Origin of the sequence: Haoranjiania flava (genome assembly GCF_025631005.1) — a bacterium.
Taxonomy (GTDB): Bacteria; Bacteroidota; Bacteroidia; order Chitinophagales; family Chitinophagaceae; genus Haoranjiania; species Haoranjiania flava.
Map to the genome: position 1 here is coordinate 68,580 of NZ_JAOTPL010000012.1, position 26,873 is coordinate 95,452.

Genomic DNA, 26,873 nt, shown 5'->3' on the forward strand with positions numbered 1-26,873 from the left:
CTTTCAGAGAACTTCGTTCGCCAGGTGATCATTGCGGTTGGTATGCATGTCCTGTTTTTATGTCTATTCATGTGTTAATATTTAATTTTTCTGTTTGCCACATGGAATAACCTTTATTCATTTGCGGTTGGTATTCAACTTTGCTTATGGCTATTTCATGTGTTAATATTTAATTTTTTCTGTTTGCCACACGGAATAACCAAAACCTTAATTCTTTATTATCATTCCCGGTTGGTATAGATTCTTAATCTTTATGGTTATTTCATGGGTTATATTAATCCAGCCTGATCTTAAATTTTCTCACAGCAACCAGCAACAGCAAAAGCGTCATGCCGGTAAGCACCACAATTTCTTTCCAAACATATTCGATGCCCAGGCCTTTCAGCATAATCGATTTTACACCTGTATAATACCACTTCGCCGGAACAATATTGGAGAGCCACTGGAAGAATACAGGCATGTTTTCCAGCGGAAAAATAAATCCTGTAAAAATGATTGTCGGCAACATCATCCCGATCATCGAAATCAGCAGAGCTACCTGTTGCGAATTGGTAGAATTAGAGATCACCAGGCCTATTGCCAGGCAGGTAGATATAAACAAAAGGCTTATAAAAAAGAACAAAACAATGCTACCCAGCATGGGAACGTTCATCACATATACCGACAATAATAAAATCAGTACCAGGTTCATAAGCGACAAGATGAGGTAGGGCAGCGCCTTGGCTACCAGTACCATAGTTGGCTTAAAAGGCGATACCAGTAATATTTCCATAGTGCCCAATTCTTTTTCACGCACAACAGCTACAGAAGTCAATGCCGTACATACGATCATGAGAATCAACGCCATTACACCGGGCACAAAGTTGATAGAGCCGTTGCCCTCTTCATTGTACAACATGCGCATTTCCGGAATAATGATGCTGCCGGGCAGGATGTTTTCATTGAGTTGCTGCTGGTAATCCAGTGTAATTGAACTGATGTATTGTATCAGCATTTTTGCAATATTCGGCTCGCTGCCGTCAGCCAGTACCTGCAAGCTTGCCTGCTTGCTGCGCATAAGGTCGTTGCTGAAATTCGGTGGAAATATGATTGCAGCTTTGATATTGCCCTTTTGAAACTCCTCCTCAATTTTGTTGTAAGGAATTTGTTTTTCTTCGATGCTGAAATAAGTGGATGCTTTGTATTTATTGGTGAGCTTTTGAGCATGTACATCCCTTGCATTGTCTATCAACAGTACATCCGCATTTTTAACTTCGCTGGTGAGCGCGAAACCAAACAATATAATCTGCATCAGCGGTATGCCAAACATCACTACCAGCGTGCGTTTATCACGAAACACATGGTAAAATTCTTTTTTTATAAATACGAGAAGATTTTTCATTTACAGAGTATAGTGGAAATGTGAAAGAGGAGAGTTAAACGGTGTTTCGACCAAGGTTTTTCTTTGTAGTTTTTACGCTGCTTGCCAATAACCTGATAATCTCATTGCAATGTTTTTGAATATCATCATAGTCTTCAAAACTTATGTAGCCTGTATCTCTGAGAAGCATTAACCAATATTCTGTTTCATTAGCTTCTTTTAAAGCAATATTTATTTTATGGAGAAAATCTGCTTTTGATTCAGCATGATTTGATTCACGTACTAATGCTCCGATTGCTGTGCCACTTCTTAAAAGTTGCCTGGATAATGTAAATTCTTTCTTTTGTTCAATTAAGAATTTGTATAGCGTGATAATTTTAATTGCAAATGCATACGATTTGGTTGCAGTAATGCTTTCCATAAGATAAGATTTTATTGTTTGTGATAATTAAATTGATATCTATGAGTTCATTTTGCACTATCACCTCTCCACTCTCCACTTCATCTTTACCTCTCCACTTTCCACTCTCCTCTCATTCACTTTCTCGCCAACTTATAAAAAACATCGTCCATGCTGGTGCCGTTGAATTGTTGTTTCAGGTTGCCGGGAGTATCCAGCGCTTCAATTTTTCCATCAACCATAATCGTTACACGGTCGCAGTACTCAGCCTCGTCCATGTAATGGGTGGTTACAAATATGGTGATATTGTTCGCTGCTGCTTCATAGATCATATCCCAGAACTGCCGGCGTGTTACAGGATCTACGCCGCCGGTAGGCTCATCTAAAAACACAATTTTTGGGCGGTGAAAAATTGCCACAGAGAAAGCCAGCCTTTGCCTCCAGCCCAATGGCAGCGAAGCAACCATCTTGTTTGCCTGGTCTTGCAATCCGAGCGTTTCGATCAGCTCTTCACTGCGCAGTTTTATTTCCTTTCGCGGCACACCATATACGCCGCCATAAAATTGTATATTCTCTACCGGGCTCAGGTTCTCATACAAAGAAAATTTCTGGCTCATATAACCGATGTTTTGTTTGATCTTATTCTGCTCCTGGTAAACATCATAGCCTGCCACTGTAGCTTTGCCGGAAGTAGGGCTCAGTAAACCGCACAACATGCGCATGGCAGTAGTTTTCCCCGCGCCGTTGGCGCCGAGAAAGCCAAAGATCTCTCCTCTGCTTACTTCAAAGGATATATTGTCCACCGCAGTAAAACCGCCGAACTTCTTGGTGAGGTCGCGGCAGGAAATCACCATATTATCAAGCGTCAATGCTGTATTGTTTTGCTCTCTATTATCATAAAACTTCATCATGCATTTCTTTTACTTCTGTATGGGGTGGTTGACGATTTTGCATTGACCTGATAAAACTGTCTTCAATGCCGGGTTTCATTGTTTTTACAACAATACTTACGTGACCTTTTTGTATTGCAATTCTCTCTATTAATTGTTTGCCGTTGTCTTTATTGCCGGTTACCGTTATATGCAGCCATTCTCCGAATGCATAGCAACTTTCAATATCCGGGTGGTTTCTTAAATCTTTCAGCAAGCTGTAAATGTTCGCAGCTTTTGCAGCGTATAGCTTTACCGGGTATGTGTCTAAGATATTTCGGGGCGTATCTACCCGCATGATCTTTCCTTTTTGTATCAGCGCAATTCTTTCGCACAGTGTAGCCTCATCCATATACGGTGTGGATACCAGTATAGTAATTCCCTGCTGCTTTAATTTTTTCAGCATTTCCCAGAACTCCCTTCTTGAAACCACATCCACTCCGGTAGTAGGTTCGTCAAGAAATAAAACGCGTGGTTTATGTACAAGCGCACAACACAATGCCAGCTTCTGTTTCATGCCGCCCGATAATTTTCCTGCACGCCTGTTGCTGAAGGGTTTTATCTGCTCATAAATATCTTTTATAAGATGATAATTTTGTTGTTGATTAGTTCCGAATAAGTTGGCAAAGAAATCCAGGTTTTCCTGCACAGTTAAATCCTGGTACAAAGAAAATCTGCCCGGCATATAACCGATGCTGCTGCGGATCTGTTTATAATCTTTTATTACGTCAAAACCTGCAACACTGGCTGTGCCTGTATCTGCGAGCAGGAGGGTAGTGAGAATCCTGAATATGGAGGTTTTGCCTGCACCGTCAGGTCCTATAAGCCCGAACAGTTCGCCTTCGTTTACGTTGAAGCTCACATCATCAACAGCCATCACAGCTCCTTTCTCGTAAGTTTTGGTAATATTATGTACAATGATATCGTTCACGTATGCTAATTTTTATACAATTATTTTTCAGATGTATCAAACACTACTTCACTGTACATCCCGATTTTCAGATAGCCGTCATTTACCACACGTACCTTTATGGCGTACACCAGGTTGGCACGTTCATTTTTTGTTTGAATGGTTTTAGGTGTGAATTCCGACTTATCAGATATCCAGCTGATAACACCTGTATAATATTTATAAGTTTTATTTTCGTTGTCTATAAGCACAGTCACCTGCTGGCCGATCCTGATCTTAGGTAATTGCTGCCCGGTCACGTACGCTTTTAAAGAAAGAGTATCCATGTTCGCAATCTTGTACAAGGGCCTGCCGATCGTGGCCATCTCTCCCTGCATAGCGTACTTGCTAAGAACCACGCCTGTTACGGGGTTTACTATTTCACCTTTGCTTATCTGGAAGTTGATGATCTCCTGAGATCTTTCCAGGGGCGTGCGTTCACTCAGGATGCTCCGGTTTTGCGTGTTTGCATTATTCCTGTATACATCTGCCTGCGCCTGTGTTGCAGTCATTTGTTTTTGGAGCTGGTCTATTTGTGCATCGATGTCATCCAACTGTTTACGTGGCGCAGCATCTGCATTCACCAGGTTTTCGGTGCGTTGCTTTTCTTTCTTTAGCGTTTGCAGTTGTGCCTGTTGTGCTGCCAGTTGCTTCTGCACTACGGCCTCCTGCGCAGAAGAGGAAACTGTTTTTTGTTGCAGCGAAGAGATGGCAGCTTCTGTTTGCTGCTTCTGCAATTTCTGCGCCTGTACATCTATCTGGCCAACTATTGTATTTCGTTCAAGGGTGTTGCCTTCGCTAATGTTTAGCTCTTTAATCTCTCCGTTTTGTTGTGCGGAAACGATCACCTCATCTGCTTCAAAGTTTCCGGCAGCATCGAAGTCCTGTTTATTGTTTGTGCAGGAAGTGAGCATTACTGAAATTATCAGTGTAAGTAAGATTGTTTTTTGCATGAGTATTAATGTTATAAGATTAATTGCCTGATGTATTGTTGTAGTTGTACTTTGCTTTTAACAACTGCAATTGATGCAGGTATTTCGTTTGACGCGCCGCGTATTCTGCATTTAGTTTGGTGATAAACTCCGTCACCGTGATTACTTTATTATCCAGTTGCGCCTGCGCCGATGCTGTTACTGACTTTCTTAGTTCAATAATTTTATCGTCTTCACGTATCAGCGATTCATATTTCTCAATTTCGCTTGCCTGTTTCTGCAGGTTTATATCCGTATTTAAAATGAATGCTTCCCTGTCTGCTTCCAGTTGTTGCTTGTTCAGTTCAATTATTTTCAGGTTGTTTTCCCTGGTGTATAAGTTGCTGACAGGAAAGCTTAACCGAACGCCGCCAATAGCGTAGGGAGCAAAATTATTATCGAGCATGTTTAAGCCGGGCCTGCCGTAACCACCTTGTACAAATGCAGATATTTTAGGCAGCCAGTCGGACTGTAGTTTTTTCTTTTGGGTATCATAAACAGTTTTTTGGAGGTCGTATAATTTTAGTTCTGCTCTGTTTATCTCGCCAGGAACGTTTACTGTTGCGGGTTTCACAAATATTGTTTCTTCATGTATGGTGGTGCCCAACAATTTTGCCAGCATATCTTTGTAACCTCTTTGGTCTGTTTTTATTTCGTGCACAGCCATTTGCGCATTTAATAGCTCGGCTTTTAACTCCTGTACATTGCTACGGTAGGAAACGCCATTCGCTAAAGCAGCTTCTGCTTTTTTCAAAGTGCTCTCCAGCACTTCTGTACGCAACTTCTGCTGTGCCAGCTGTTCATCCATCAGCAAGATGCCGAAATAGATTTCCGTGATACGTTCTTTAATGGTGTGCATGGCTACCTCTATACTTTGGAGTTGCACGGCTGTATTGGCTGATTGTAAAGCCTGTTGTGCTTTTACAGCGCCGCCATCATAAATCAGCTGATTTGCTTCTGCCTGTATCCTGTACTGATCTTTATTCATTTCTTTAATGCCGGGGACCGCAACGGGAATGCGTGTTACCTCCGTCTGCCAGGTAGCCTGTGCATTGGCTGAAAACTGTGGCAGGTAAGCTTTTGCGGCGTTTTGTAAAGTGTAATCATTTACAGCTTTTATTAAATTATATTTTTTAATAGCGGGATAGTTTTCCCTACCCAACCTCCAGGCTTCTTCGATCGAAAGTTGCTGCGCCGCAGCTATATGCATTGTTAGAAGCAGCAATGCCATTACAAATACGTACTTGGTTTTATCAATTGATTTAATCATTTGATTAACTTTTGGTTAAAAAATTTTTATTTTACTTTCAGCATGGCTTCAATCCATTTAGGAATAAGCTCAATTCGTTCATTCATCAGTTTTTCAAAGTCTTTATTGATAGTATCTGATATTTCTGTTATGGCCGGGCGCATTACAAAGGGAAAAACGCAGAGCGCCATGATGTTCATGAAAAACTGTTCAAACTTAGCTTTTGGATTTATTTTCCTGATTGCTCCCACCAATGGCGAATGCTGCACCATTTCCACACCTTCTGTAATGCGGGCAAAATGCTTGGGGTCGGAGTGGATTACATTCATTACAAACACAGGCAGATCGGGGTTTTCAAGCAGCAGGGCAATGTAATTTTTGGAGATCAGTTTCACTTTTTCATGAAAGGAGAGTTTATCTGCGAGCAGCAAAGGCAGCATACTTTTGAAGAAGGTACGTATTTTTTCTTCCATGATGATGTTGAACAGATTTTGCTTGCTGCGGAAGTAATAGTTGATCAGCGCCAGGTTGAGGCCTGCTTCTTCGGCAATGTCTCGCGTGCGTGTGGCAGCAAAGCCTTTCTTCTGAAATACAATTGCCGCGGCATGCTTGATTTTTTCTTCTGTAGACAAATCTTCCTGTATGTTTTTCTTCTTTGCCATTGTTGTTGCAAAGATAAAGGATAATATCTGTTTTAAACAAATATTTTAATCAAATGATTAAAAAGTGCGAAGTTGGTGTGTTTCTTCACTTATGCAGTATTATTCTTTTAACCCATTTGACAAATTCATACCAGATCACCGAAATAAAGCCAACGCTTATACACAATAATAATTGGCTGCCGCTAAGATGTGCGAATTTAAAAAATCGCGTAAATACATCTACGTACAACAGGAGGGCTACTATGACAACTGTAATCAAAATTATCAGTGGTATAAGTTTGTTTCTGTATTTTAAAGTAGTAAAGATTGAGTAGAAAAATGACCTGTTCACAAGCGTCAGGAATATGTTGGCAGCTATCAGTGTGGTAAATACCATGCTTCGAGTGAGTGCTTCATCATAGCCATTATTTACAGCGTATTGGTATGCAAACAGGGTGCCGGCCGTGATGGCTAAACCCTGCAGGATGCTCGTGGCCAGCTCATGCCAGCTAAAAAAGTTACCCGTGGTTTTACGTGGTTCTTCATACATGGCATTTTTTTCAGGCGGTTCATTTTCATAAATGATGGAGCAGGTAGGTCCCATGATCAATTCCAGGAAGATCACATGCACCGGCGTAAAAATATTCGGATAGATCCAGCCCAACGCAAGAGGTATAAACACCGTTAAAATAATAGGTATGTGTATGGAAATAATGTATTGGATGGCCTTCTTAAGATTGGTATAAATACGCCTGCCCATAGCAACAGCATTTGCCAGTTTGGAAAGGTCATCTTCCATCAGGATCAGCGAAGCTGCCTGTTTGGCTATTTCTGTGCCTTTCCTGCCCATAGCAATCCCGATGTGTGCTGATTTCAAAGCCGGCCCGTCATTAACACCATCGCCTGTCATAGCTACAACTTCACCGTTTGCCTTTAAAGCATTAATGATATTGAGCTTTGCCTCAGGGAACATGCGGGTAAAAATGTTTGTTTTACGTACTGCTTTTTGGAGGCGCTCAGCATTCATGTGCACCAGTTCTTCGCCGCTGAGGCTTGCGCCGCTGTTTTTAAAACCTATTTCTGTTGCGATTGATTTTGTAGTGGCTGCATTGTCGCCGGTAATGATCTTTACATCAATGCCTGCATGGTAGAAATTGTTTAAAAGTGCCGGTATGTTTTTCTTAGGAGGGTCATAAAAGGCTACCACACCTTTAAAGCTGAATTTAAACTCCTGCTGCGTTGGAGGAAACTTATTTCCTGCAAATACCGCTTCGGCTACAGCAAGCACACGGTAACCTTGTTCCGTGATTGCTTCTATAGCCGCAAGAATATCTTTTTTCTCATCAGCTGAAATGTCTGATATTGCCATTAATGCTTCCGGCGCTCCTTTGGCAGCAATGATCCTGTCGCCGTTTTTATTTTCAAAAATGTGCGTCATCATTGGCGGTTTGCCACCCAACGGATACTCGTGTATCATGCGGTACTCCGGACGTTCATCATAGCGGTATAATTCACTATAAGCCTTATGCAGCGAAATTTCCATAGGATCGAATGGTATGGGCTCGCTTGCCCACATAGCTGTGCGTATAAGCTCTTTTTCTGCATCATCTGCCTGCTTACAAAAATCTACAATCCTGTTTTTAGCAAGAACATACAATTTCGACAGCATCATTTTATTTTCGGTAATGGTCCCGGTTTTATCTGTGCATATCACAGTGGCGCTGCCCAGGGTTTCCACTGTTTTCATCTGTTTTACCACGATGCCCATTTTCATAAGCCTGTATGAGCCCAGCGCCATGAAGGTGGTGAATGCTACAGGGATCTCTTCAGGTAATATGCTCATGGCAAGTGTAAGTGATTTTAAAAGGCTGTCCAGCAAATTGTAGGAACGCATGTAGTTTAGCAGCAACACGATCAGGAATACCACAGCTCCCACGATCACCATCATTTTTACGAAGTGATTGATCTGTTTTTCAAGCGTTGTTTTCTCATCCTTAATGTTTTCAAGGCTTTTGCCGATGGCGCCTAATTCAGTATTGTTGCCTGTTGCCGTTACTTCAGCTACGGCAAGCCCGCTGGCTACTGTTGTACCGCTGTATACATGGTTATTTTTGCTTTGCTTATCTTTATACACAGCCATAGATTCACCTGTCAACAACGATTCATTTACCGAGAAGTCGTTTGAATGGATGATGGTGCCGTCTGCCGGTATCAGGTTTCCTTCTTCTACCATCAGGTAATCGCCCACAACCAATTCTTCTGTTTTTATCTTCTGAATTTCACCATTGCGTATCACCACACATTCGGGTGTGGTTAGATCTTTCAATTTCTCCAAGGCATTGCGGCTTCTGTTGTCCTGGTAAACGGAAATAGCGGCAACCAGTACAATTGAAAACGACATGAACAGCGCATCCGCTGTATCTCCACTGATGAAATAGATCAATGCAGCAGCCAGCAAGAGCAGCACCATCGGCTCTTTTGCCAGCCCTTTGAACAATTCCAGGAACTGGTTTTCTTTTTTGTAGGAAAGCACATTGTCGCCGTGTTTGGCTCTTGCTTCCAGCACCTGCTGTTCAGTTAATCCTTTAAGTCCGAAATTTTCTGTAAACATCTTGCTATAATAATTACTATCAAATGTAGTACAGCTTGCAACAATTGTAAAATAAAGTATCGGTTCATACCGGCCTACTCAAGTACAGGAAATATACAATCCTTACACTTTTAGATTTTTTTGAGGTAATGGTGAAAGATAATGAAAATAAATGAGTTGATCTGTCAGGTGAAAACACCTGACACGGCTTTAAGATAATGAAAAATAACTGAGTTGATCTGTCAGGTGAAAATACCTGACACGGCTTTAAGATAATGAAAATAAATGAGTTGATCTGTCAGGTGAAAACACCTGACACGGCTTTAAGATAATGAAAAATAATTGAGTTGATCTGTCAGGTGAAAATACCTGACACGGCTTTAAGATAATGAAAAATAAGTGAGTTGATCTGTCAGGTGAAAATACCTGACACGGCTTTAAGATAATGAAAAATAATTGAGTTGATCTGTCAGGTGAAAACACCTGACACGGCTTTAAGATAATGAAAAATAAGTGAGTTAATCTGTCAGGTGAAAACACTGACACGGCTTTAAAGATAATGAAAAATAAATGAGTTGATCTGTCAGGTGAAAACACCTGGCACGGCATATAAATTAGACTGCTTCTGCTTCACATCGCAGGTGATGAACTTTTTGGTATGACGCTATTACTTGGAAGGATCTTATAGATCAAAAATATTAATTTACGATTCACAAATCAGCGCATGCTTCTCAACTACACTCTGCTACGATTTATCCGCAATGATGCAGCTATTAAAAGCCTTGTTTGAGAGCGATAAGCTGCTATGACTCAAAAAACATTACATCGCGGGAGCAAACTCCTGAAGATCAATTTCAAGTAATTTATTATCCTGTGCATCATAAACTTTGTTGTTGACAGTTTTTGCATCAGGAGAAATTTTTAGTTCTCCCAGCACCTTATGTTGTGCATCAACAATCAGTACATTGTGATCGCGGATAAGTAGTGAATAGTTTTTATTTTTAGCGAGTGTAAAATATATGTCTTTACTATCAATCTCATCGATAATATTCAACGCATTATCTAACAGTAAAACTTTATCTTTTTTAGTGAACAGAATATGCTGATCTTTAAAATGTGTAGCTACGGGTTCAAGATCTGCCTGTGGTTTTAGGTATGCATTATCGGCGATTAAATAGCTGGGTTCGCCATATTTTTTTCCATCGAATGGCTGTTCATTGATCAGTTTGCCATCGTTTAGAGAATAGCGCGATAACTTATTATCCATTACCAGAAATATTTCAGAACTGTCTTTATTCAGCATATAGCTGTTGATCATTTGTTTTTTCCTGCCGGTTTCAACCAGGTATTTTTGATTGCCATTACTCTTGTCAAACACAGCAATGAAGGGCATTCCGTAATCCACAAGATTATCATTGTAATAAGCATAGCCGCGGTTGACCATGATAAGGTCATTTCCCTTTAAAAACAGCTCTGATTTGCTTGCAAATTCTTTTGCCAGCGGTTTCTGCCAGCGCTTATTGCCTGTGCTATCTATACTTACGATTTCATGGCGGGATGCGAGATAGTAGGCGCTATCATCTTTCAACAAGTTAGATACAAGGTCTTTTACAATATCGCTTCCTGTGCTCACCATGTAGGTGCCTGTCAATACACCTAAGGCTATCCCTGCTGCATTTGCTGCTATCATTTTTTTGTAATCATTCCGCCCTGTAGATGCATCATAATCCCAGCCTGTACCGTCCTTAAGATTTATTGTATGAAGGCCTGAGCTTACTATCAGCAGGGTGGAATCGTTCAGGTTTTTAATCTCGTTCCAACTGTAATCTTTTTTAATCTCCCGCTTCCACAACACTTTACCATTGCTTATATCAATCCCTTCAAGCCGGTCACTTGCAACATTTGCAAGCGCCCTGTATTTATACCCAAGAGCTATATCCTGAACGGGGTGAGCATAGTAAATTTCATTTGGCATAATCCATGCATCTGTACCATTTTCTGCATCAATAATAATGCTCTTGCCTGGCGAAGACTGTATGTAATGTTTGCCATATTGGGCAAAGCCATTACTGGCGTAGTCAAATGGACGGTTCCATTTAATGGTGTTTGTTCCAAGATCAACCAGCGCTATACTTCCTTTGTTTTTCAGGTTTTTCCCGTTTTTTGTCAGATCACGAAGTTGCAGCGTAGCCATATTGGTGGTACTGTCAATGTGAAAGGAGTGTATTCTTTCCGGCAAACTGTAGGTCTTGGCTACAACTTCGGAATTTGTCCGGAAGTTACTACCTGTGTTTTGGTGTGCTGTGTTTAATAGTTTTTGTTGTGCCTGAATGGAAATTGTTATCAGCAGAAGCGCTGGGATAAGTAGACTTCTAAACATAAAAATGCCTTTTAGAATGGCAACATAAAGTTAATGTCAATTAACATACAGGAAAAATTATTTTTTAAAATTTATTTATGCAATGGCGCCTAAGGATTTTAATTGAACATTCAGGCATAACGTCTGGAAATATTTGCGCTATTGAGACTGCTTCTGTTCCCCTGATTTTCATATTATACTGCCAGCAGGCTATAGTAATGACTTTGCGCGCAAGGTGCGAGTAAAGAAAATCTCATTCACCTCATCCGGCCTCTCATTGTTTAGAGGATATGAAACTTTACGGCCCGCACTTTTAACTTCTTACCTCTCACTTCTCAACATTTACCATTCACCAGTTCACCAATCACAATTGTTCTCCCGGCAGTTCAATGGCTTTTTTATTGTACATATTCATGGTGCGCTCAATGCCGTTCTGGGCAAAGCTTTCAATCATTTCAACAGCTATATTTATTTTGTGTTTTACAAGTGGTATATCTTCTTTGAACCATTTGCCCAGCACAAACTCCACCTGCATACCTTTGGGAAATTTGTTGCCAATACCGAAGCGCAGTTTCGGGTATTCGGAAGTGTTCAAAGTGAATTGTATGTCGCGCAAACCATTATGGCCCGCATCGCTCCCCGATGGCCGCAAACGCAGCGCTGACAAGGGGAGCGCAAGATCATCAACAACGGTGAGCGTGTTTTCAAGCTGTATTTTCTCCTTGTCCATCCAGTATTTAAAAGCCTTGCCGCTCAGGTTCATATAGGTAGTAGGTTTGATACAGATAAATACTTTTCCGCGCCATTTCAGCTCCGCTACTTCTGCGAGCCTGTCTGTTTTGAAAAAGCCGCCGTTCTTTGCCACAAACGCTGAAACCACGTCAAAGCCTATGTTGTGGCGTGTGTGCTCATACTCCCTGCCAACATTTCCCAGGCCTACTATTAAAAATTTAGACATACTTTTTACATTAACTTTTCTGTACAAGATACCGCAACGCTGCCAATACCTGTTTCCTTTCTTCTATGTTTACGATGGGCAGGTACAATCCCTTATTTATTTTTTGCAATAGATTTTCATAATCATTTTTCAGCACCGGGTTTACAGGAGCTGCTTTCAGCTCTTCCATAAGCGAATATTCGGTTGGTGAATTACTCCTCAAACGCTGTTGCAGGCTTGCTACCAGTATTTTCTTAGCCTTGGAATAAAAACCTGTTTCCTGTATTTCCTGTTCTAAAACAGCAATGTCTTTTGCCAGGTCTATATCTTTCATTTCCGGTAGCGCTGTATTTTGCTGCGCAACCGTTTTATAATTGTTGGGGTTGAGCGGCTTGATATTTTCTTTGGTTGAAGGTGGAGCATTTTGTGTGTTTTTCTTTCTGCCAAAGAGAATGAATACAGCAATTGCTGCCAGTGCCATCATGCCGAGCATCCAGAGGTATTTGTTGTTGGAAGTATCAGTGTTCAACGGCCTTTCATATGTTCCTTTTTGCAGCGGAGCTGTAAAATTAACGGTTATAGGAACTGTATTGATTGTTTTATAACTGTTGTCCTCATTATCAAAAAAAGAAAATCCAATAGCAGGGATCACAGCAGTGCCTGCTGCTTTGCCGATAATGGGTATTTTAAAAATCTTAGTTCCTTCCATAGGAAAGATCTGTTTGTTCACACTTTGCGAATCTGTAGGCGTAAATGGTTGTATGTTATCCGGGAATTTAATATCCGGTAATTTTATGCCTTCAATATTTCCCTGCCCGGTAATCTGTACCGTGAGGTAATTGTTTTCACCTGCCGGAAGTGTGGCCCGCTCTACATTTGCAGTGATGGTGAATTGGCCGATGTTGCCGTTAAATCCTTCCGGTTTGGCCGGCGGCAACGGTTGTATGGTGATGTTTACCGGTGCATTTTTTATAATAGCAGTTTGTTTGGTAGCGCTTAAGCCATAATTATCATTAACCATAATGTCAGTGGTGACTTCCGCCGCATCTAAAGTGATGGTACCTGTTTTAAGCGGTACAAGCTGTACCTGGCGTATGCGGTACACTACATATTCTTTGCCGTTGTGCACGGTTTTAAAAGGCTCTTTCTCTTCTGTCATCTCTATTACACCTGCACCGTTAAATGAGGGTTGCTTGGTAACGTTAATGGCTGCCAGCCGAATGCCCGAATAAAAATCGTAAGTCACCAGTATCGGTTCGCCCAGGTAGGCGATGGATTTGCTGGGCGTAACTTTTACAAAGTTATGCTCCTTCATAAATTCCTGCGGTGTCTGCCCTGGACGTATGGACGGGCTGGAAGGCTGTGAAGGGTCTTTGAAAAAATCTTCAAAAATATCAAAGATGGAACTGCCGCGCTGCGCGGGTTGTTGCTGCGGCTGGGCAGGGTTGCCTTTTGCACTGCCTTCCGAAACGGTCACGGTTGTGTAGTTGCTCCTGTATACTTTGCCCTCAATAGCTATTTCCGCAGCAGGTACAGTCAGCTTGCCTGTGCGTTTAGGGGCCAGCACAAAGCTGTATGCTACTGTGGCGCTCTTGTTGCCGTTGATCCAGGTTTGCGTGGAAGAAGTATTCGGACCTGATAACACTTTCCAGTCTTCAAAGTTGAGCACAGGCATGCCCTCATCACGGCTGGTGCCTGAAAGTGTGTAAGTGACAAACAACTCATCCTGTAAAGAAATGGTTTTCTCTGCTACTGAAAGCCTGAAACTTATTTGCGCCTGTGCCGTAAGTGCCGCACAGGCTATACATATGAACAGGAAAATTTTCTTAAACATTTTTCAATAATGTAAGAGCAAAAATAATTTCTATGGTTAAAAAACGCCTGATCGCTATGGTTAAATATTTTCGAATGATAAAAGTTTAACGTTTACGAATGGCCTCGTATATGGCATCGAATATATTTTCCCTGATATCCATCCTGCCCAGTAAAGGATTCTGGCCGTTAGGATGTACGCGGTTTGAGAGGAAGATGAACAGCAGGTTTTCTTTGGGGTCTGCCCATACGCATGTCCCTGTGAAGCCTGTGTGGCCGAAGGTTGCCTCCGATGCGCGGTAAGCAGGATAGTTGTCCCCGGCTTTCCTGATCCTCTCCGGTTTATCAAAGCCAAGGCCTCTTCTGCTGATGTTTGATTGATGCGAAGTGAACAGGTCTATCGTTTCTTTTTTGAAAAACTGCCTGCCGTTCCAGCTGCCGCCATTCAACAACATCAGGTACAGTTTTGCCAGGTCTTCGCCATTGCTGAACAAGCCTGCGTGGCCGGCGATGCCGCCGAACATAGCAGCCCCGGGATCATGCACGTAGCCTCGGATAGTTTGCTTGCGAAATTTTTCTTCTTTTTCCGTAGGCGCTATCAGATCAATGGGTTTGCCGTTTACAAGCGGGTTAAAAGTAGTAGAGAACATTTCCAGCGGGTAGTAAAAATGCTCCTTTACATACTTATCGAGGTTCATGCCTGATACTGCTTCTACTATTTTTCCAAGGAAAATAAAATCGTTATCGCTGTATACATACTTGTTTTTCGCGCCTAATTTGCTGCTAAGTATCTTATCGTACATGGTATTGATGTACGAATCTTTCAGGTAAAGATCTTTAGCAACATTTATGTGGTGCTTCCTGCTGAAATGCTTACGGTACAACTGTTTCAGGGGATCGCCTGTTTTTTCGTCAATCGTTTCCCTGAAGAAAGGTATCCACGATACAAGCCCGCCCTGGTGCAGCAACAGCTCTCGAACGGTGATATTGCTTTTATCAGAATTTTTTACCCAGGGTAAATAATCGCCTAAGGTTTTATCCAGGACTACCTTGCCTTCTTCATACAATTTCATGATGGCGACGGTAGTAGCGGAAATTTTCGTAACTGAAGCCAGGTCATATAGGGTGACCGGGGTTACCTGCTTCTCTTTGTTTTCGTCCAGATAGCCGTAAGCCTGGTTGTAGATGATCTTTCCGTCTTTTGCTACGATCACATTACAGCCTGGATAAGCGCCTTTAGCAATGCCGTCATTGGCAATAGCATCTACTTTAGAGAAGTTGTAAGCGGCTGCAGGTACTACTTTAGGTAACACTTCGCCCTGCGGGTTAGTGGCAGCGTACATAATTCCTGTGCCATAGGGCAGCGCCGGGCAAACTGTAACAGGCAACTGTCCTTTGGTGCCTATTTTTCCTAAAAGCAGCTCGTAGGCAGTGTTCTGGAAGATCTCATCGTCTTCATAGCAGGAAATAATATTCTCCCATTCACAAAAGTTTTTAATGGCATATGGGTTGCCAAACGTCATCAGTAAGGTGTTAGCGTTTGTTTTCCTGATATCTTCTGCCAGCCTGATCACACTTGCGCTGATACCAAAGTTTCCGGCCGGTGATTTTTTATAATCGTGAAAACCAATGATGATCTGGTCGTATGTATTGTCTGACAACTTTAGCAACAGGTCAGTATAGGTTTTGCCATCAATATTCATAGCTACATTGTGCACGTCTGCAGCAAAGTTTTCCGCCAGCAGGTTGCCGAGTGTGTTATTGGCATTGCTACCCATAGCTACATACGCAATTTTCTTATTGTTTATGGAAAGCAGATTTTTATTGGCGAGCTTTACAGCGGTTATCGCTTCTTCTGCTATAGCCTTGCGCAAGCGGTCCACATCTTTGTTCAGATCGGCTGTAAGGTTGATGGTATCTATATTGCGGTAATCTGCCACGCCGTAATGATATTTTGCTTCCAATACTTTTTTTATTCTTTTTTCAAGATCATTCCATTTAAGTTTACGCTGCCTGATAGCCTGGTGTATCTTTGCCAGCGAATTGCCTATTTCGCCGGGGAGGCAGAGCATGTCGTTGCCTGCAATGAGCGACTCGGCAGAGATTTCTCCCTGCGGGTAAAATTTAGCCACGCCCTTCATTTCCAGTGCATCTGTAAAAGTAATGCCTTTGAAGCCCATTTGTTTTTTCAGCAGGTCAGTAACGACTTTTTTGGAAATAGAGCTTGCCACATTTTTGCGGCTGTCCAGCGAAGGAATAGACAGGTGTCCAATCATGATGCTGCCTACATTGGCTTCGATAGCTTTTTTAAAAGGGTATAATTCCAGCGTATCCAGTTGTTTAAAAGATTTGTTGATGACCGGAAGGTCAAGGTGAGAGTCTACATCCACATCCCCATGGCCGGGATAATGTTTGGCAGAGGCCATCACACCGTTGTCTTCCATACCCCTGATGATCTGTACGCCATACTCAGCCACTTTATATTTATTTTCGCCAAAAGAGCGGTAGCCGATCACGGGATTAGCCGCATTGTTGTTGATGTCGATCACTGGTGCATAATCCACGTGGATGCCCATGCGCTTGCACTGTTCAGCCATTGCCTTGCCCACTTCATATACCAGCTCTTTATTGTTCATAGCACCCATGGTGAGCTGGTCAGGGAATTTTTTTACCGTCTTCATGCGCATACCTAAGCCCATTTCACCGTCAATAGCCACCATCAGCGGTGTTTTAGCAATGCGCTGAAATTCGTTCAAAGCCATTGCCTGCTCGTTGGGTTCGCCCTGGAACATACAGATAGCGCCGATGTTGTATTTGTTGATCAGATCAATGGTTTCTTTTACATAAATGCCATTGGGCCCGCTTTCGCGCATTACCATAAGCTGTGCTATGCGCTGGTCAGGGGTAAGGGTATTGTACACACTGTCTGCCCATTTTTTCGCAGCATCATTTTTCTGTGCAAAAGAAAAATTCAATTGCAGTGCAATAGACAAAATGAGAAGGTAGATAATTTTTTGCATGTTGTATAAGAGATTTATGCCAATAGGAATAATAAAAATTCATCACACAAATTAAACAAAAAATAACCAATTTCCTTTGAGAGATATAGTAACTTTGAAAATATATTTTTTAAAGCATGAAATAACCATCTCGCTTTTGCGCGGCCAACCGGGAATGAGTATGGAATCTAAAATTGGTTATTACATGTGACAACTGTAAAAAACAAATAACTATATACACATGAAATAGCCATAAAGATTAGGAATCTATACCAACCGGGAATGATAATAAATAATTAAGGTTTTGGTTATTCCGTGTCGCAAACAGAAAAATTAAATATTAACACATGAAATAGCCATAAGCAAAGTTGCATACCAACGCGGATGAATAAAGGTTATTCCGTGTGGCAAACAGAAAAATTAAATATTAACACATGAAATAGCCATAAGCAAAGTTGCATACCAACCGTTGATGAATAACCATAAAGATTAGGAATTTATACCAACCGGGAATGAATATTGAATCTAAAAAAAATGGTTATTCCATGTGGCAACTGAAAAACAAATAAAAATATACACATGAAATAGCCATAAGCAAAGTTGCATACCAACCGCGAATGAATAAAGGCTATTCCATGCGACCATAAAGAAAAATAAAAAATAAATACACATGAAAATAGCGATCATTAACGGGCCGAACCTAAACCTGCTCGGAACCAGGGAGCCTGAAATATACGGCAGCCTTACGTTTGAGCAGTACCTTGCAAATTTAAAATCCAATTTCCCGCATGTAGAATTTTTTTATTTTCAATCCAATGTGGAAGGCGAGCTTATCAACGAAATACAAAACTGCGGCTTCGGGTTTGACGGTATTATACTAAACCCCGCCGGGTATACCCACACTTCAGTTGCCCTGGGCGATGCGATCGCTGCCATCGATACACCGGTAGTGGAAGTGCACATAAGCAATGTAGCTGCGCGTGAAGATTTCAGGAAGATATCTCATGTATCTGCCAAATGTGCCGGAACCATTGCCGGGCTTGGCTTACAGGGTTATGAGCTTGCATTGGAATATTTTATCAGGAAGTCATAACGCCTGGGATAGCTATTTGCATACAAGAAATGATGGATTATACTGCTTTATTGAGGTAACTAAAGGAGCTATCAAAAAATAAAAAATATAAGGATGAAACGAAGCTATAAATTTTTACCGCCTTGTTGTACAGACACGTATGTGCGAAGTTCTTCCGATAGTTATTGCAGCCATACAGGACATTAAAAGCGTAACGCATGAAAAGCGATTATAAATTCTTTACCATTGTTGCATTGTTGCTGATGATCATTGCCTTGCTGGTATTTAGAAAAGATGCAGGCATGACTGGTGTGCTACTGCCTGAAGGTAATGCTGAAGCCACCGTGAATACAGGATCTCCGAAGAAAGAGCCTAACAGCCGAAATGCAGATGCCGGTAATAAAACAGCAACATCGAAAGATATTGCGGCGCTTACCGCAGAAGCAGTAGTGGTACCTTATGTAAAGAAAAACGGGCGGCTGCCTGATTACTACATTACCAAGCAGGAAGCGCGCAGCCGCGGGTGGATAGCAGTTGACGGCAATCTTTGTGATGCATTGCCCGGGCGCGCCATTGGCGGCGATATATTTTCCAACCGCCAAAGGAAATTGCCTTCATCACAGGAACGCGTATGGTACGAAGCTGACCTGAACTATGATTGCGGCAGGCGCAATGCAGACAGGCTGGTGTTCTCAAACGATGGATTGGTGTACCTTACACACGATCATTACCAAACTTTTGACAAGCAATAATATGGAAACAATCAGTTTTGATTTTGACAGGATAGGCACAGAAAAAGATTTTTACACAACGGCTGCCCGGCAATTGAAGCTGCCTGAACATTTTGGCAGCAACCTCGACGCGCTCTGGGATGTATTAACGGGCCATATAAGCCTGCCGGTGAAAATTGATTTCATTAACCTTACCATGAGCCAGCTTGAAACCTTTTCAGATGTGATCGCTGTTTTTGAAGACGCAGCAGGTGAACTCGGCGATGGCTTTGTTTTTAATTATTCGCTGAAGGGGCTTTGATATCGTTGACAGGGGAATGTTCATTTTTATATTTATCAATTACAATATTTAGATATTTGCAGTTCATGGCGCGGCAGGAATCAATGCTTTTCCATCACATTAAGCAAGCGCAATAGTTTTGTTTTTCTAAACACAAATACAGAAGCGCGAGAATAACTAAATCAATGTTGCGCCATTGGAGTTTGTACAAAAAATCTTCCTGGTCGATTGACATTTTATTTTGTCAAAACTTGCTTCTGTTATTCTCTTTTTTAGGAAGGTTGGTTATTACACAGAAACAAACATGACACGCTTAAATGTATCTTTGTTTTTATCTATACAAAAAAATCATGGAAGAATTCATTTATCAGATCCGCCATATTTACGATATTTCCGATCAGGCGATGGAACTTTTATTGAGTATTTTTACCGAAGTAAAGAAAAAAAAGGGAACCATAATTGTTCGGGAAGGTGCATCAAATAAGGATATCATATTTTTGAAAAAAGGTTTTTCAAGAGCTTATATAAATCAGGATGGTAAAGAAACAACCGTATGGTTTGGCTCAATTGGTAGTCCCACAGGGGCATATCAGGGTAAAATATCCACTATAAATGTTGAACTATTGGAAGATAGTATATTGCTGATAACTTCCCGAAACCGGCTTGAAGCCTTATTTCAAGAAAATATTGAATTAGCAAACTGGGGGAGAAAGATAGCTGAATATTATTTACAAATCAATATACATCATTTTTCGCACTACAATGGTCTAGAAGGGAAAGTAAAGTATGAACTTCTATTAAAAGACTACCCAGAGATTTTTCAAAAGGCAGCAATAAAACACATTGCTTCGTTTTTAAATATTACTCCTCAATCCTTAAGCCGGATCAGGGGCTCTATGTGAATTTTGTAGCATATGTTATTTTTTGTGGCTTTATAAGTCCATAGCTTTGTACCAAAGAAATTATACACTATGAAAACTTTTTAGATCTGAAACAACACAGCCTGGAAGAATAGAGCTGATATGCATATAAAATCACTTTTACGAATTAATATATTGCAGAACTAAGCTTCCTGGCCAGATCTTGAATTATTTTCCTGGGAAATATTATATCAAAGGCATAAAGTATGATTACCATGATTGCAGACAATAATTTTATAGAGACAAACCGTAACAGCTGGAATAAACGCACACAGGAGCATTTCGCTTCCGGTTTTTATAATGTAAAAGGATTTCTGAACGGCGATACTTCGCTGCATCCGCTTGATATTGATTTGCTCGGCGATGTCAAAGGAAAAAAGATCTTACATCTGCAGTGCCACTTCGGAATGGATTCTATTTCTCTTTCCCGCATGGGCGCAAAAGTTACGGCAGCAGATCTGTCAGACGAGGCTATTGCAAAAGCAAGACACCTGGCTGCTAAAACGGGTAGCGATGCAGAATTTATCTGCTGCAATATTTTTGACTTGCCTGATTATCTCAATGATAAATTCGACATTGTTTACACCAGTTACGGCGTTATCAACTGGTATCCTGACCTGGATAAGTGGGGTGCATTAATTAGCCGCTATCTGAAACCTCAAGGTAAATTCGTGATGGTGGAATTTCACCCCGTTTTATGGATGTTCGATACACAATTTGAGAAGATTGAAGCTGCTTATTCACGTGATGAGCCTTACATTACGCTGTCAGAAACTTATACCAATGCCGCTGAAAAAGGGCTATACGAAGAAGTAACCTGGAATCACGGATTATCCAAAGTTTTACAGGCGCTGCTTAACCATGAATTGCAGATCATACAGTTTGAAGAATATGATTATTCACCCGTTAACCTGTTCGGAAAAATGACCGAAGCGAACGGTAAATACCGGCTGAAAAATAAAGAAGGATTAATACCCATCCTGTTTTCAGTAGTAGCTAAAAAGCAGGATTAAAAACCTGCAGATTTGGTTTGAATTACTCCCTCAATTCGAACAATAGGATGTTTTATAAGAGCCGCTTACAACAACGCTACACTATTGAACTAAAAGGTATAATTAAAAGAAATCAACGAATACCTTCTTAACAATTGATAGGAACTTTGGGAAAAAAAATAATCGCCACTTACGTTAAAATCAATCTGATTGGCATTAAGCAGGTTTTTGATGCTCAGATTACCTGACCATTTACTGCCAGCTTTTGCATATCCAAGATATAAGTCTAAAAAAGTAGCGGTGGTTGATTTTGACAAAGAACTCCATCGGTATGTATTTATCGTAGGTTTCAGAAACAGGTTCTTATTATACTTCCAGATTGCGCTTAGGTTGTAATTATTAAATTGGTTAATAATTTTTTGTCTGCCCAGATGAATCGCAGACCTGTTTAGTGAGGCGCCAACCTGGAAATTTACCGGAATATCCAGAGAGGTAATTAAAGAAGTTGCGGTGGAAAAAGTATTAAACAGGTTTTCAGTTACAGGCTCATCATTTATAATTGTATTGAAATTATTCTGTAATGCAGATACTGTTGCCCGCCAATTGCTTTTCAAAAAACTTAAATATTTATCAGATTGAAATCTTGCAAAGAAGGTGTGGGTATTGGAATGATGCAAATCGTGAGAACGAATAAAAGAAATATCATTAGAAGTTATTTTGTTAACATAGGATTTTTCTTCTAATTGAAGGCTGGCGGTTAAACCCATAATCCATTGAATATCGGTATTGGAATACCTGAACGAAAGTGAAAAATTATCTTTCAAACTATAAGAAATCTTTTGTCCTCCTATTGACATGTTTAAATAATTACTGATTATTCCATTCCTATATAAATCTGCTACGGATGATGCCGAATAATCTTTTTTGTAATTGAGCCCCAGGGTACTGTAGAGGAATGGCTTTAACTTTAAAGAAATTCCAGGCAATAAAAAAATACGACTTTTTTTGTTTGGAGTTTCCTGACTTTGCTCAATACTTTTCGAATAATCGTTAATCACCCGCACATTGGCGGTAAGCTCTTTTTGCTTCCAGATAATATTGTCCTGTAACTCTGCAAACAAAACATTTTTATTTAGTGAAATATTATTAAAATTTAATTTAGCTGTATTCAGATTTTCTAATTCGCCGAAATAGAAAGATGATAAGGCCGCCCGGTTTTTCAGGAAACCTAACGCTCCTGAATAGGTATGATGTTTTTCTTTGCCTACATATTGAAGCCTACCTGATAAGATATCTGAATTTGTCTCCACTTCCTGGTGGAGCTGCCAGTCTGTTGGGATGTTAATAAAAGAGAAGCGATTGGTGTCAAGAATCAAATAAGAGGGTCTGTTATTTTTCATAAAAATAAATTCCCCAAGTAGAGCCTGGTTGCCTGACATTTTTTTGATATAGGTAATTTCGCTTGTTAGTTCTTTAGTGCTTTCGTTAGAGCTGCCATTGATTGGGTAATAAGTTCCATTGATTGTTTTATCACTCAGTAGAATATTGGTGTTTAATGTATTATTATTCTCTTTTATAGAAAGATTATAGGAAATGCTCTGCGACGACGTTGGCTGATACCTCAACTGAAGATTTGAATGAATTAGGTTAGGTTTATAACGGTACATATAATTTTCATTAATTGAAAACAGGGTATCTGGCAAGTAAAAGGTAGTTTTTTTCGATAAGGATTGCGCTTGTTTGTCCACATTGAGATAGGCATAAAATCTTGCTTTTAAATTTTTTGCTATGTCAAAATTGAATTGTAGTCCACTGGTAAAAGTCTGGTTATGCAGATACCTGTTTTGCGATATATCCAGATTGGATGGCATTTTTACCTCTATCGGGTTTGGAATTTTTGTAGAACCTTCCAACAGATTTATATCATTATCCGCGCCGGCGAAATTATACTGTATGTTGCCCAGTGTGCTTGTGCCTGTATTATTCATATTGCCAATCACGGCAACCTTCACTTTTTTTATAAAAGAGAAAATATTGATAGAACAATCATATTTATTTTTTATTCCTAATCCCGCAGCAGCTTCCCCGAACAATGCCGGTTTTAAATCTTTTTTCAATTTCAGGTTCAAAGCAACTTTGTCTGAAGGCGTAATACCTTTTAGCAGGTTTTCATTTTGAAAGTTTTCCAATGCTTCAATTTTGTCAATCAGGCCGGCGGAAACGTTTTTTGACAATAAAGTATAATTTTTAGAAAAAAAGTCATCCCCCTCAACTAAAATTTTATCTATAGTTTTACCCTTAAAGGAAATGGCTCCGTTTTCAGCCACGGTAATACCCGGTAGTTTCTTCAGTATATCTTCAAGCTTCCGCTCCGTGCCGTCAGCGTATTTCGACAGATTAAAGACGGTTGTATCGTTGGTCTGCTTGAAACCTTTTACTACAGATTTTACAATTACTTCTTTCAAAGTATGGATTTGTGGTTCAAGCACAACATCAAGCGAAATTTTTTCTTTATTATTTGGAATTGGTTGAATATTTTTTCTGTAGTTTATTGCCGTAAAAGAAATTACGTACTGCTCGCAGGAAGCGTTGTTCTGATGATAACTTAATTTGAAGTTCCCGTCTCTATCAGATATTCCAAAAACTAAAATAGAAGAATCTTTACAAGGATTCAAAAGCATGATATTAACCCCTGAAATTCCAACTCCGGGTTTCTCAGTTACACGGCCCTCGATAATAATTTCCTGTGCATTTACTGTTGAGTGGCAAAATAGCACAAAGAAAAAAGCAAGAAGAAACAGGCGTAATTTTTCACTTATAAATTTCAATGGTTTCTTCAAAGTTGATATTTATTTTTACCGGTCTTGAATCAGGGCCCGCAGCGGCCTCCATTCTTGCTTTTCTAAAACGGTATTGGTCGTCTTTCTTTTTCTCTTCTATTTTTATAAATTCCGTTTTGCTTATTGCGGTCTTGGTTAGGGCCGCCGGATTGAATATAGCGGAATTGATTTGAAAAGGAACTTGAACTTCTTTTAATAAGAACCGAAATTTACGTGTACTATCCTCCGCTTCCAGAATTAATCCCGGTAAGCCATAAAGCTTCCATGGGCCTACGCTTACAGGAATCTCGGGAGCAAACCAGGCTGTCCAATTTCTGCCTAAATAATCCGCATTTGCTTTGATTACCTCAAACTTACCGATACGTTTTTTTTCTGTTTCAATTTTCCAGTTAATTGGTTCCAGCTTGTCATCAACTACATAAAAATCCTTCAGGTTAAATAAGGGCATCCGTGCAAGGATTTTCTTGTTTTGGTGTTGAATTTTATAAATTGAACCGATTGTATCTGCTACTTTAATTGGATACCGCATTCGTAACACTCCCTCACTACCGCCTCCCGACCTTGAAGTGACGGCAGAATCCGGTAAAGACTGGCGATAAATACTCTCGCTACCATTAAAAAATAGCCAACCGTTGCAGTATAAATCATCCTGAAACATTTCATCCTTAGGAACTCCTGGTAGTGAGCGATTAATGACAGCATCGTATGTAATCTTGCCTGATTGCGAAAATGCGCAAAAGGGGATTGTTGAAATAAAAAAAATTATAAGAAATATGAATTTACGGTGCATAAAAAGTTTTTAAAGTGAATTACGAACTTAAATTTAATAAACAAACCTTGCCTATTTATTTTTAAAGATTATGAGCAACCGGCATCAATCATTTTTCCTGCCTTTTCGCAGGCCTCTGCCGTTACCACCGTGCCATCTGCGCACGTAACAGTTAATTCACATCTCGTGGCTTTTTTAGTTGGTTCATCAGGTGTTTGTAACTTTGGGTTTAAGGTAATTGTATTTGCATTCGAATAAATAAAGGTTCCTATAGCAAGGAACAATGTTAAAAGAATCTTTTTCATGTGTATATAATTTATTTGTTTTTCAGTTGTCACATGGAATAACCATTTTTTTAGATTCCATATTCATTCGCGGTTGGTATAGATTCTTAATCTTTATGGTTATTTCATGTGTATAAATTTTAGTTCACCGCTTTGCGGCTGTTTTTAATCGTGACATGGAATAGCCTTTATTCATCCCCGGTTGGTGTGCATATTATTGCTCATGAATATTTCATGTGTATATTTTTTATTTTTTCTTTATGGTCACATGGAATAGCCTTTATTCATTCGCGGTTGGTATGCAAATTTGTTTATGGCTATTTCATGTGTGTATATTTTATTTGTTTTTTAGTTGCCACATGGAATAACCATTTTTTTAGATTCAATACTCATTCCCGGTTAGTACAGATTCCTAATCTTATGGTTATTTCATGTGTATAATTTATTTGTTTTTCAATTGCCACATGGAATAACCAGCTTTTAGATTCAATACTCAATCCCGGTTGGTATGCCACTTTGCTTATGGCTATTTCATAATAGTAAATTTTGGAAGTTAATAACAGATAATTTTGGAAATTTAATAAAATAAAACACATAAGCAAGGTTTGGAAATCAAAAATACGTCTGTTAGTTTGTATATAAAATAGCCGGTTAAGACAATTTTTCTGGGTTTTATGCAGAAGGATGACTAAATATGATATGCTACCTTTTTATTGTCCTTTCTCCTCAGAAGGAGAATATCCAAAAAAGTTCTTGTAAGCTCTGCTAAAATTAAAGGAATTTTCATATCCGGTTTCATTAGCAATTTGTTTTAGATTCCAGCCTTCCTTTAAAAGTTTTTTTGCCTTCTGCATTCTCAATGAAATAATATACTGGTTGGGCGTGATATTAAATTCCTTTTTAAAATTCCTATCAAGTGTTCTTATAGTATTGTGGAAGAGCTTGGCCAGGGAAGAAGCTTTCATTAAATGGGAATTTGAAAAGTTTTGTTCTATATACTCTTTTAATTGATAGGTTGTTGAAACTATTTTTTTTGCCGCCTCCTCGTGGTAATAGGAGAATAAACTTTTACTAAACTTCATAACGAATAATTCCTGGTCAACATTGTTTATTGAATCAATTACTGTCACACTTTTCAATTCTTTTTTAATGGCAGGGCTGATTAAACAAAGCGGTAAATGCAAACATTTATTTTTTTCCGGTAAATGCAGTAAAGGAATAAAAACCGGGTATAAACCCCCTTGGCGTTTTATCCAACTCCACCGCGGATTGATATAGAAGAAGCGATGCATTCCTTTAGAAAATTGGCAACTATAACTGCCAGACTTACAGGTGGCTGCAAAACAGTGGTTCTTCTTTAGTTTTGTTTCATCGATATCAATATGTCCATTCAAAAGAAAAATGACAAAAAAACCAGGAATAGTTACCTTACTTTCAATAGTGATTTCTTCGCGGATTTCTAATTCAAAAACTTCAATAAAAAAATGATAGTCAGCATAAGATTGCCTAATCAATTTTCCGAAATTAAAGTTGTACAAAACAGGTTTCCCCGCAGGGAAATTGAAGAAAAAATCATCGCCTGATATTTTATCTTTTTTCGAAATTGTTGCACACTGGGGTAATATTAGGTCAATGGGTGATTTCATAGATTTTATATTAGGGCCGTAAATTTTGAAATTATTTTTAGCACCAAGAACGTCAGCCGCATCACGACAAACTCTTGTTAGCGGTAGTTTAGTGAGGAATCTTTTATCCGTTTAAATATCATATTGTTTTCAGAGATATTACT

General features: G+C 39.9%; 21 protein-coding genes. 5 read left to right on the top strand and 16 right to left on the bottom strand.

Annotated elements, in window-relative coordinates; genetic code table 11:
• Nucleotides 1–274: 274 nt before the first annotated feature.
• From OD355_RS09350 to OD355_RS09405, 12 genes are all read right to left on the bottom strand, one after another.
• Nucleotides 275–1,381, bottom strand: a complete 1,107-nt coding sequence (locus OD355_RS09350) for an ABC transporter permease (RefSeq protein WP_263038203.1) — start codon at nt 1,379–1,381, stop codon at nt 275–277.
• Between the two features lie 34 nt (nt 1,382–1,415).
• Nucleotides 1,416–1,781 carry a four helix bundle protein gene (locus OD355_RS09355; protein WP_263038204.1) on the bottom strand — a complete coding sequence of 122 codons (366 nt, stop codon included), beginning with the start codon at nt 1,779–1,781 and terminating at the stop codon, nt 1,416–1,418.
• Nucleotides 1,782–1,897: 116 nt separating this feature from the next.
• The gene (locus OD355_RS09360) at nt 1,898–2,614 is read right to left on the bottom strand and encodes an ABC transporter ATP-binding protein (RefSeq protein ID WP_382303536.1); all 717 of its coding nucleotides are present in this window, start codon (nt 2,612–2,614) and stop codon (nt 1,898–1,900) included.
• Between the two features lie 40 nt (nt 2,615–2,654).
• Nucleotides 2,655–3,620: an ABC transporter ATP-binding protein gene (locus tag OD355_RS09365; RefSeq protein WP_263038206.1), complete on the bottom strand. Its 966-nt coding sequence runs from the start codon at nt 3,618–3,620 to the stop codon at nt 2,655–2,657.
• Nucleotides 3,621–3,640: 20 nt separating this feature from the next.
• Nucleotides 3,641–4,591 carry an HlyD family secretion protein gene (locus tag OD355_RS09370; RefSeq protein WP_263038207.1) on the bottom strand — a complete coding sequence of 317 codons (951 nt, stop codon included), beginning with the start codon at nt 4,589–4,591 and terminating at the stop codon, nt 3,641–3,643.
• Between the two features lie 19 nt (nt 4,592–4,610).
• Entirely contained in the window at nt 4,611–5,879 is a 1,269-nt protein-coding gene (locus tag OD355_RS09375; RefSeq protein ID WP_263038208.1) for a TolC family protein, read from the bottom strand.
• Between the two features lie 26 nt (nt 5,880–5,905).
• Entirely contained in the window at nt 5,906–6,520 is a 615-nt protein-coding gene (locus tag OD355_RS09380; protein WP_263038209.1) for a TetR/AcrR family transcriptional regulator, read from the bottom strand.
• Between the two features lie 85 nt (nt 6,521–6,605).
• The gene (locus OD355_RS09385; protein WP_263038210.1) at nt 6,606–9,110 is read right to left on the bottom strand and encodes a cation-translocating P-type ATPase; all 2,505 of its coding nucleotides are present in this window, start codon (nt 9,108–9,110) and stop codon (nt 6,606–6,608) included.
• A gap of 799 nt (nt 9,111–9,909) precedes the next feature.
• A complete protein-coding gene (locus OD355_RS09390; RefSeq protein WP_263038211.1) occupies nt 9,910–11,469 on the bottom strand; it encodes an outer membrane protein assembly factor BamB family protein in 1,560 nt (519 codons plus the stop codon).
• A 343-nt stretch (nt 11,470–11,812) separates the two neighbouring features.
• Nucleotides 11,813–12,406 (bottom strand): aminoacyl-tRNA hydrolase, encoded by a 594-nt coding sequence (gene pth, locus OD355_RS09395; RefSeq protein WP_263038212.1) that lies wholly within the window; start codon nt 12,404–12,406, stop codon nt 11,813–11,815.
• A gap of 10 nt (nt 12,407–12,416) precedes the next feature.
• Complete coding sequence (locus tag OD355_RS09400) at nt 12,417–14,219, bottom strand: BatD family protein (protein ID WP_263038213.1); 1,803 nt, start codon at nt 14,217–14,219, stop codon at nt 12,417–12,419.
• 85 nt (nt 14,220–14,304) lie between these two features.
• Nucleotides 14,305–17,217: a glycoside hydrolase family 3 N-terminal domain-containing protein gene (locus tag OD355_RS09405; protein WP_263038214.1), complete on the bottom strand. Its 2,913-nt coding sequence runs from the start codon at nt 17,215–17,217 to the stop codon at nt 14,305–14,307.
• A 649-nt stretch (nt 17,218–17,866) separates the two neighbouring features.
• On the opposite strand from OD355_RS09405, the gene aroQ reads away from it, so the two are divergent.
• The 5 genes from aroQ to OD355_RS09430 all read left to right on the top strand — a co-directional run bounded on the left by aroQ (nt 17,867) and on the right by OD355_RS09430 (nt 21,212).
• A complete protein-coding gene (aroQ, locus tag OD355_RS09410) occupies nt 17,867–18,289 on the top strand; it encodes a type II 3-dehydroquinate dehydratase (RefSeq protein WP_263038215.1) in 423 nt (140 codons plus the stop codon).
• Nucleotides 18,290–18,486: 197 nt separating this feature from the next.
• On the top strand, nt 18,487–19,020 hold the full coding sequence (locus tag OD355_RS09415) for a ribonuclease domain-containing protein (RefSeq protein ID WP_263038216.1): 534 nt from the start codon (nt 18,487–18,489) through the stop codon (nt 19,018–19,020).
• A gap of 1 nt (nt 19,021) precedes the next feature.
• Nucleotides 19,022–19,300: a barstar family protein gene (locus OD355_RS09420; protein WP_263038217.1), complete on the top strand. Its 279-nt coding sequence runs from the start codon at nt 19,022–19,024 to the stop codon at nt 19,298–19,300.
• Between the two features lie 329 nt (nt 19,301–19,629).
• Nucleotides 19,630–20,181: a Crp/Fnr family transcriptional regulator gene (locus OD355_RS09425; protein ID WP_263038218.1), complete on the top strand. Its 552-nt coding sequence runs from the start codon at nt 19,630–19,632 to the stop codon at nt 20,179–20,181.
• 224 nt (nt 20,182–20,405) lie between these two features.
• Nucleotides 20,406–21,212 (top strand): class I SAM-dependent methyltransferase, encoded by an 807-nt coding sequence (locus OD355_RS09430; protein ID WP_263038219.1) that lies wholly within the window; start codon nt 20,406–20,408, stop codon nt 21,210–21,212.
• 89 nt (nt 21,213–21,301) lie between these two features.
• Here the strand turns inward: OD355_RS09430 and OD355_RS09435 are convergent, their stop codons facing one another.
• The 4 genes from OD355_RS09435 to OD355_RS09450 form a co-directional block, all read right to left on the bottom strand.
• Nucleotides 21,302–23,866 (bottom strand): hypothetical protein, encoded by a 2,565-nt coding sequence (locus OD355_RS09435; protein ID WP_263038220.1) that lies wholly within the window; start codon nt 23,864–23,866, stop codon nt 21,302–21,304.
• Nucleotides 23,867–24,002: 136 nt separating this feature from the next.
• Entirely contained in the window at nt 24,003–24,821 is an 819-nt protein-coding gene (locus OD355_RS09440) for a GLPGLI family protein (protein ID WP_263038221.1), read from the bottom strand.
• Between the two features lie 68 nt (nt 24,822–24,889).
• The gene (locus OD355_RS09445) at nt 24,890–25,105 is read right to left on the bottom strand and encodes a hypothetical protein (RefSeq protein ID WP_263038222.1); all 216 of its coding nucleotides are present in this window, start codon (nt 25,103–25,105) and stop codon (nt 24,890–24,892) included.
• Between the two features lie 689 nt (nt 25,106–25,794).
• Nucleotides 25,795–26,730: a helix-turn-helix transcriptional regulator gene (locus tag OD355_RS09450; RefSeq protein ID WP_263038223.1), complete on the bottom strand. Its 936-nt coding sequence runs from the start codon at nt 26,728–26,730 to the stop codon at nt 25,795–25,797.
• Nucleotides 26,731–26,873 lie beyond the last annotated feature (143 nt).

What these genes read in the sequence shown, in the direction of transcription:
- OD355_RS09350 (WP_263038203.1), bottom strand. Translation starts at nt 1,381, where the DNA reads ATGAAAAATCTTCTCGTATTTATAAAAAAAGAATTTTACCATGTGTTT.
- OD355_RS09355 (WP_263038204.1), bottom strand. Translation starts at nt 1,781, where the DNA reads ATGGAAAGCATTACTGCAACCAAATCGTATGCATTTGCAATTAAAATT.
- OD355_RS09360 (WP_382303536.1), bottom strand. Translation starts at nt 2,614, where the DNA reads ATGGTGATTTCCTGCCGCGACCTCACCAAGAAGTTCGGCGGTTTTACT.
- OD355_RS09370 (WP_263038207.1), bottom strand. Translation starts at nt 4,591, where the DNA reads ATGCAAAAAACAATCTTACTTACACTGATAATTTCAGTAATGCTCACT.
- OD355_RS09375 (WP_263038208.1), bottom strand. Translation starts at nt 5,879, where the DNA reads ATGATTAAATCAATTGATAAAACCAAGTACGTATTTGTAATGGCATTG.
- OD355_RS09380 (WP_263038209.1), bottom strand. Translation starts at nt 6,520, where the DNA reads ATGGCAAAGAAGAAAAACATACAGGAAGATTTGTCTACAGAAGAAAAA.
- OD355_RS09385 (WP_263038210.1), bottom strand. Translation starts at nt 9,110, where the DNA reads ATGTTTACAGAAAATTTCGGACTTAAAGGATTAACTGAACAGCAGGTG.
- OD355_RS09390 (WP_263038211.1), bottom strand. Translation starts at nt 11,469, where the DNA reads ATGTTTAGAAGTCTACTTATCCCAGCGCTTCTGCTGATAACAATTTCC.
- pth (WP_263038212.1), bottom strand. Translation starts at nt 12,406, where the DNA reads ATGTCTAAATTTTTAATAGTAGGCCTGGGAAATGTTGGCAGGGAGTAT.
- OD355_RS09400 (WP_263038213.1), bottom strand. Translation starts at nt 14,219, where the DNA reads ATGTTTAAGAAAATTTTCCTGTTCATATGTATAGCCTGTGCGGCACTT.
- OD355_RS09405 (WP_263038214.1), bottom strand. Translation starts at nt 17,217, where the DNA reads ATGCAAAAAATTATCTACCTTCTCATTTTGTCTATTGCACTGCAATTG.
- aroQ (WP_263038215.1), top strand. Translation starts at nt 17,867, where the DNA reads ATGAAAATAGCGATCATTAACGGGCCGAACCTAAACCTGCTCGGAACC.
- OD355_RS09415 (WP_263038216.1), top strand. Translation starts at nt 18,487, where the DNA reads ATGAAAAGCGATTATAAATTCTTTACCATTGTTGCATTGTTGCTGATG.
- OD355_RS09420 (WP_263038217.1), top strand. Translation starts at nt 19,022, where the DNA reads ATGGAAACAATCAGTTTTGATTTTGACAGGATAGGCACAGAAAAAGAT.
- OD355_RS09425 (WP_263038218.1), top strand. Translation starts at nt 19,630, where the DNA reads ATGGAAGAATTCATTTATCAGATCCGCCATATTTACGATATTTCCGAT.
- OD355_RS09430 (WP_263038219.1), top strand. Translation starts at nt 20,406, where the DNA reads ATGATTACCATGATTGCAGACAATAATTTTATAGAGACAAACCGTAAC.
- OD355_RS09440 (WP_263038221.1), bottom strand. Translation starts at nt 24,821, where the DNA reads ATGCACCGTAAATTCATATTTCTTATAATTTTTTTTATTTCAACAATC.
- OD355_RS09445 (WP_263038222.1), bottom strand. Translation starts at nt 25,105, where the DNA reads ATGAAAAAGATTCTTTTAACATTGTTCCTTGCTATAGGAACCTTTATT.
- OD355_RS09450 (WP_263038223.1), bottom strand. Translation starts at nt 26,730, where the DNA reads ATGAAATCACCCATTGACCTAATATTACCCCAGTGTGCAACAATTTCG.